At 66.7% G+C, this 6,457-nt stretch carries 5 protein-coding genes; all 5 read right to left on the minus strand.

Annotated elements, in window-relative coordinates:
• Positions 1 to 931: acetate--CoA ligase family protein (locus tag AC3XYG_RS39810; protein WP_489145450.1), on the minus strand; the 931-nt coding region annotated here is incomplete at its 3' end.
• A gap of 80 nt (positions 932 to 1,011) precedes the next feature.
• The gene (gene frc / locus AC3XYG_RS39815; protein ID WP_489145451.1) at positions 1,012 to 2,241 is read right to left on the minus strand and encodes a formyl-CoA transferase; all 1,230 of its coding nucleotides are present in this window, start codon (positions 2,239 to 2,241) and stop codon (positions 1,012 to 1,014) included.
• A gap of 74 nt (positions 2,242 to 2,315) precedes the next feature.
• Positions 2,316 to 4,019, minus strand: a complete 1,704-nt coding sequence (locus tag AC3XYG_RS39820; protein WP_489145452.1) for a thiamine pyrophosphate-binding protein — start codon at positions 4,017 to 4,019, stop codon at positions 2,316 to 2,318.
• A gap of 61 nt (positions 4,020 to 4,080) precedes the next feature.
• On the minus strand, positions 4,081 to 4,770 hold the full coding sequence (locus AC3XYG_RS39825) for a GntR family transcriptional regulator (protein WP_489145453.1): 690 nt from the start codon (positions 4,768 to 4,770) through the stop codon (positions 4,081 to 4,083).
• A 325-nt stretch (positions 4,771 to 5,095) separates the two neighbouring features.
• The coding region (locus AC3XYG_RS39830) for an NAD(P)(+) transhydrogenase (Re/Si-specific) subunit beta (RefSeq protein WP_489145454.1) at positions 5,096 to 6,457 on the minus strand (1,362 nt) is incomplete at its 5' end.

A 6,457-nucleotide genomic window follows, 5' to 3' on the forward strand; every position in this document is an offset into this window, starting at 1 on the left:
CCAGGATCTCGTCGGCCTTGGGGTGGATCGGGTAGATCGCGCCCTTGTAGCCGCCGTTGATCAGGTTCTTCATCACCGAATTGCCGATCTTGCCGTCCTCGGCAGAGGCACCGATCACCGCGACCGCATCCGGCCGCATGATCCGGTTCATCTTCGACAGGATCTCTTCGGTCGACGGCCGCGGCCGCGCCGCCTTGGCCTCGAAATCGACGACGACGCGGACATCGGCGGCAATGGCGCCGTCGGTGCGGGCGAAGACCGGGTTGAGGTCGAGCTCGACGATCTCCGGGATCGCATCGACCAGGTTCGAGACCTTGACGATCAGGTCGGACAGCGCCTCGCGGTCGACCGGCGGCGCGCCGCGCACGCCCTTCAGGATCGCCGCCGCCTGGATGCCGTCGAGCATCGACAGCGCTTCGGTGCGGTTGACCGGGGCCAGGCGGAAGGTGATGTCCTTCAGCACCTCGACCAGCACGCCGCCGAGGCCGAAGGCGACCAGCTTGCCGAAGCTCGGGTCGGTGACGGCGCCGACGATCACCTCCTGCCCGCCGATCAGCATCTGCTGGACCTGGACACCGAGGATTTCGGCAGTCGGATCGTAGCGCCCGGCGCTTTCGACGATGCGCTTGAAGCCGGCGCGGACGTCCTCGGCGGATTTGACGCCGACCAGCACGCCGCCGGCCTCAGTCTTGTGCAGGATCTGCGGCGAGACGATCTTGAGCACGACCGGGAAGCCGATCGCCTGGGCCTGGGCGACCGCCTCATCGGCCGACGTCGCCAGCGCCTCCTTCGGGATCGGAATCTCCCAGGCCTCGCACAGCTCGCGCGCCTCGGGTGCGGTCAGGCTGGTGCGGCCCTCGCGCTTGACCGTTTCAAGGATGCTGCGGGCGATCGTCCGCGCGTCGTCCAGGACGTCTACGTGGTCATTCATGGCGGTCCTCGCTCAGCAAAGGATGTGGGGAGGACCGGACCCACCTGAGGCTGCCCGGTCGGGTATCGCGTCAGTTCAAATCAAATGGCTCCGGCGGTGCGCATCGCGGCGATGGCGTCGGCATCGAAGCCGACCGAGGCCAGGATTTCCTCGGTGTGTTCGCCCAGCAGCGGCGAGCGTTCGACCGGCACGTCGTTGTCGGAGAGGCGGATCGGCGAAGCGACCTGGATGTAGTTGCCGCGCTCCGGGTGCGGCACGTCGACCAGCATGCCGCGGTCGTACATCGACCGATCCTCGATCAGATCCTTCATGCTCAGGATCGGGCCGCAGGGCACGTCGATCTGGTTCAGCGCCTGCATCACCTCGATCTTGCTGCGCTGGCTGGTCCAGCCCTGGATGATGCCGAAACAATCCGGCAGGTGGCTCAGCCGTGCCTCCGGCGTGGCATAAGCCGGGTCCTCGATCAGCTCTTCACGGCCGATCAGGCGCATCAGCGGCGCCCAGCCCTGCGGCTGGATGATGACATAGGCGTAGTCGTTCTCGCCGCCGGGGGCACAGACCAGCGCCTGGCCCGGCTGACCGCCGCCCGAGGCATTGCCGGAGCGCGGCACGGCGTCGCCGAATTCGGTGTTGGGATACTCGCGCAAGGGGCCGCTGCCCAGGCGCTGCTGGTCGCGCATCTTGACCCGGACGAGGTTGAGGACGCAGTCCTGCATCGCCACCTCGACCCGCTGGCCCGTGCCGGTCTGGGTCCGCTGCAGTAGGGCGGCCAGCACGCCGGCGACCAGATGCATGCCGGTGCCGCTGTCGCCGATCTGCGCGCCGGTCGAGGTCGGCGGACCGTCATGCCAGCCGGTGGTGCTCATCGACCCGCCCATCGCCTGGGCCACGGTCTCATAGGCCTTGCAGTCGACATAGGGGCCGGGGCCGAAGCCCTTGACCGAGGCGTAGATCGCCCGCGGATTGATCTTCTGGATCCGCTCCCACGGGAAGCCCTGGCGGTCGAGCACGCCGGGGCCGAAATTCTCGATCAACACGTCGGACTGCTCGAGCAGCTTGATGAAGGCGTCCTGGCCCTGCGGCGACTTCATGTTGATGGTGATGCTGCGCTTGTTGCTGTTCAGCATGGTGAAATAGAGGCTGTCGACATTGGACATGTCGCGCAGCTGCGAGCGCGTGATGTCGCCGCGTCCCGGCATCTCGACCTTGATCACATCGGCCCCGAACCACGCCAGGATCTGCGTCGCCGAGGGTCCCGACTGAACATGAGTCATGTCGAGAACGCGCACCCCATCCAGGGCCTTAGCCATGTCTCTCTCCCGTGTTTTTCGTGCAGGGTGGGCGCGGGCGGTTTTGATTGAGCCCGCGCCCCGCGGCGGCCTGTTTACTTGTACATCGTCTGGTTCATGGTCCCCGGGGCATAGGCGTCGGGGTCGATCCAGACATTGATCAGGGACGGCTTGCCCGACTCCCGGGCGCGCTCCAGCGCCGGGCGGATCTGGCTGGCCTCATGGACCTCCTCGCCGTAGCCGCCCAGCATCTGGGCGAATTTCGAGTATTGGACATCACCGAGCTTGTTGCCGATGTTGCCCTTCTCGACGCCGTATTTCTGGATCTGGCCGTAGCGGATCTGGTTCATGTGCGAGTTGTTGCCGACCACGCCGATGAACGGCAGGTTGAACCGCACCATGGTCTCGAAGTCCCAGCCGGTCAGGCTGAAGGTGCCGTCGCCGAACAGGCAGAGCACCTCTTTCTCCGGCTGCGCCACCTTCGACGCCATGGCGAAGGGCACGCCGACGCCAAGGGTGCCGAGCGGGCCCGGATCCATCCAGTGACCGGGGGCGCGCGGCTTGACCACGCCGCCGGAGAAGGTGACGACGTCGCCGCCGTCGCCGATATAGACGGTGTTGTCGGTCAGGAACTCGTTCAGTTCATAGGCCAGGCGCAGCGGATGGATCGGCGAGGCGTCGGAGCGCAGCTTGGGCAGCCGGGCAGCCTCCATCTTCGCTTCCTCGACCCGCAGCTCCTCGAGCCAGCTCTCGCGGCCCTTGGCGCCGTTGTCGACCCGGCCGGAGGTGGCCTGGGTGACGGCGGCGAAGATCGCGCCACAATCGCCGACCAGGCCGAGCGACACATCCCGGTTCTTGCCGACGGTGCGGTAGTCGAGATCGATCTGCACCACCGTGGCGTTGCGGCCCAGGCGCTTGCCGTAGCCCATGCGGAAGTCGAAGGGCGTGCCGACGATCAGGATCACGTCGGCATTGTCGAAGGCGTAGCGCCGGGTCTGCTGGAAGTGATGCGGGTCGCCCGGCGGCAGGGTGCCGCGGCCGGCGCCGTTCATGAAGGCCGGGATATTGAGGGTGCGGACGAAGTTGATCGCATCCTCCGCCGCCCGGCAGGTCCAGACCTGCTGGCCCAGCAGCACGCAGGGCTTCTTGGCATGGACCAGGATGTCGGCCAGCTTCTCGATATCGCGCGGGTCGCCGATGCTCTTGGTCGACCAGCGGTACTGGCCGGCCTTCGGGAACACTGCCTTCTTCACCGGCACATGGCCGTCGAGGATGTCGCGGCCGATCTCGAGATAGACCGGGCCGGGCGCACCGGCGAAGGCCTCGCGGAAGGCCATCGAGCACATGTCGGCGACGCGTTCGGTGGTCACCACATTCGCGGCGAATTTGGTGATCGACCGCATCATGTCGACATGCGGCAGGTCCTGCAGCGACCCCATCTTGTGCTGGTCGAGCGCGCCTTGGCCACCGATCAGGAGGAACGGGCTTTCGGCGCGGAAGGCGTTGGCGACGCCGGTGATGGCATCGGTGGTGCCGGGGCCGGCGGTGACCACGGCGCAGCCGGGCTTGCCGGTGACGCGGGCATAGCCGTCGGCGGCATGGGCCGCGACCTGTTCGTGCCGCACGTCGATGATGCGGATGCCCTCGTCCAGGCAGCCATCATAGATATCGATGATATGGCCGCCGCACAGGGTGAAGATGGTGTCGATGCCCTCGGCCTTGAGCGCCTTGGCCACGAGGTGTCCGCCGGAGATGACCTCCTCCGTCGCGGCCGCTTCCTTCACTGCAGTATCGGGCATTTTGGCTTCCTCCTTCACCGTCTTGCCTTGGGATGCGCGGCGCCGTTCGGCACCGGCGCGGTCATTCGAAGCCGTGTCCGTGCCGCTCGACCGACCGCGACAGGTCGAGGGCGTGGTTCCGGACCAGCGTCTCGGCGAGATCCCCGTCGCGCCGCGCCAGCGCCTCGACGATGGCGGCGTGGTCCGCCACCGATCGCCCGGCCCGCTCCGGCCGGCCGATCAGGGTCCAGCGGATGGCGCGGATATGCAGGAACAGGGTCTCGGTCATCTCGGTGATCAGGGCGCAGCCGCCGAGGCGGATCAGCGCCTGATGGAAATCGATGTTGGCCGCCGCGAAGCGGTCGGGTGACTCGGCATCGGCCGCCTGGCCGGCGATCATGGCCCGCAGCCCCTGGATCTCGGCCGCCGTGGCATAGTCCGCGGCGAGGCGGGCGGCCATGCCCTCCAGCGCCGCCCAGACGATGATCAGTTCGCGGATCTCGTCCCGGGTCTTGCGGACCACGAAGACGCCGCGCCGCGGCATCGACCGGACCAGGCCTTCCTGTTCCAGCAGCGCGATCGCTTCGCGCACCGGCGTCCGGCTGATGCCGAGCGCCTCGCACAGCTGCCGTTCGTCGATCCGGATCGGGCGGCTGTGGCCGTAGATGTTCATGCGCACGATGGCGTCGCGCAGGGCCTGGTAGGCCTTGGCCTTGTAACTGGCCTTCTCGGCCAGCGGCGCGACATCGAGCGTCACCCCATCCACCAGCATCGGCTTTCCATCCCAGAGCGTGCGACCGGCCTTCGTGGCTTCTTGGTCGACTGAATTTAGAATTTTGTATACCAGAAGAATCGGTCCGGCAAGACGAGAAAGACGATCTGAACTTCTTTTTATGTCGGTCTTTTGAGAATTTTATGCTGCAACGCAAAAAATGGCCGTGCCACGGCTGCGGCACGGCCCAGTCAGGAGGAACGGTTTGAGGCGACCTCTCCCCCTGCTGTCATTGCCGGGCTTGACCCGGCAATCCAGAGGATGTCGACAGTCTCTGGATGCCCGGATCAAGTCCGGGCATGACAATGGGAAGAGTAGCGGACGCTCAGTCGAAGGACTTGGCGATGTCCTCGCACATCTTCTTGGCGTCGCCGAACAGCATCAGGGTGTTGTCGCGGAAGAACAGCTCGTTCTCCACGCCGGCATAGCCCGACGCCATCGACCGCTTCACGAACAAGACCGTCTTGGCATTCTCCACATCCAGGATCGGCATGCCGTAGATCGGGCTCGCCGGGTCCGTCTTCGCCGCCGGGTTGGTCACGTCGTTCGCACCGATCACGAACGCCACGTCGGCTTGAGCGAAGTCCCGGTTGATCTCGTCCAGCTCGAACACCTCGTCATAGGGCACGTTGGCTTCCGCCAGCAGCACGTTCATGTGCCCCGGCATCCGGCCTGCCACCGGGTGGATGGCGTAGCGCACCTCCACCCCTTCCTTCTTCAAGAGGTCCGCCATCTCCCGGAGTGCATGCTGCGCCTGCGCCACCGCCATGCCGTAGCCCGGCACGATGATCACCGACCGCGCATTCTTCATCACGAAGGACGCGTCCTCGGCCGAACCCTGCTTCACCGCACGGTCGCCCGCCGGACCCGCCGCCGAGGCCCCCGCCGCGTCGCCGCCGAACCCGCCCAGGATCACGTTGATGATCGACCGGTTCATCCCCTTGCACATGATGTAGGAGAGGATGGCACCCGACGAGCCCACCAGCGCACCGGTGATGATCAGCAGGTTGTTCTGCAGCGTGAAGCCGATGCCCGCCGCCGCCCAGCCGGAGTAGCTGTTCAGCATCGACACCACCACCGGCATGTCCGCCCCGCCGATCGGCAGGATCAGCAGGAAGCCCAAGGCCAGCGCCACCAGGATCAGCAGGGCGAACGCCGCCCCCGACTGGCCGACGCACATCCACACGATCAGCAGCACGATCAGGATGCCCAGCACCGCGTTGATCGGGTGCTGCAGCGGGAACACCAGCGGCTTGCCCGTCACCAGGCCCTGCAGCTTGGCGAACGCCACCAGCGACCCGGTGAAGGTGATCGCGCCGATCGCCGCCCCCAGCGACATCTCCACCAGGCTGCCGACATGGATCGCGCCCTTGATCCCGATCGCATACGCCTCCGGGTCCAGGAACGCCGCCGCCGCCACGCACACCGCCGCCAGCCCGACCAGGCTGTGGAACGCCGCCACCAGCTGCGGCAGCGCCGTCATCTTGATCCGCTGCGCCACGACATAGCCGATGCCGCCGCCGATCGCGATCGCCGGCACGATCAGCCAGTAGTTCCGAACCTGCGGCAGCAGGATCAGCGTCGTCGCCACCGCGATCGCCATCCCCACCATGCCGTACAGGTTCCCCACACGGCTCGTCACCGGGCTCGACAGGCCCCGCAGCGCCATGATGAAGCAGATCGCCGC

Source organism: Inquilinus sp., assembly GCF_057815775.1.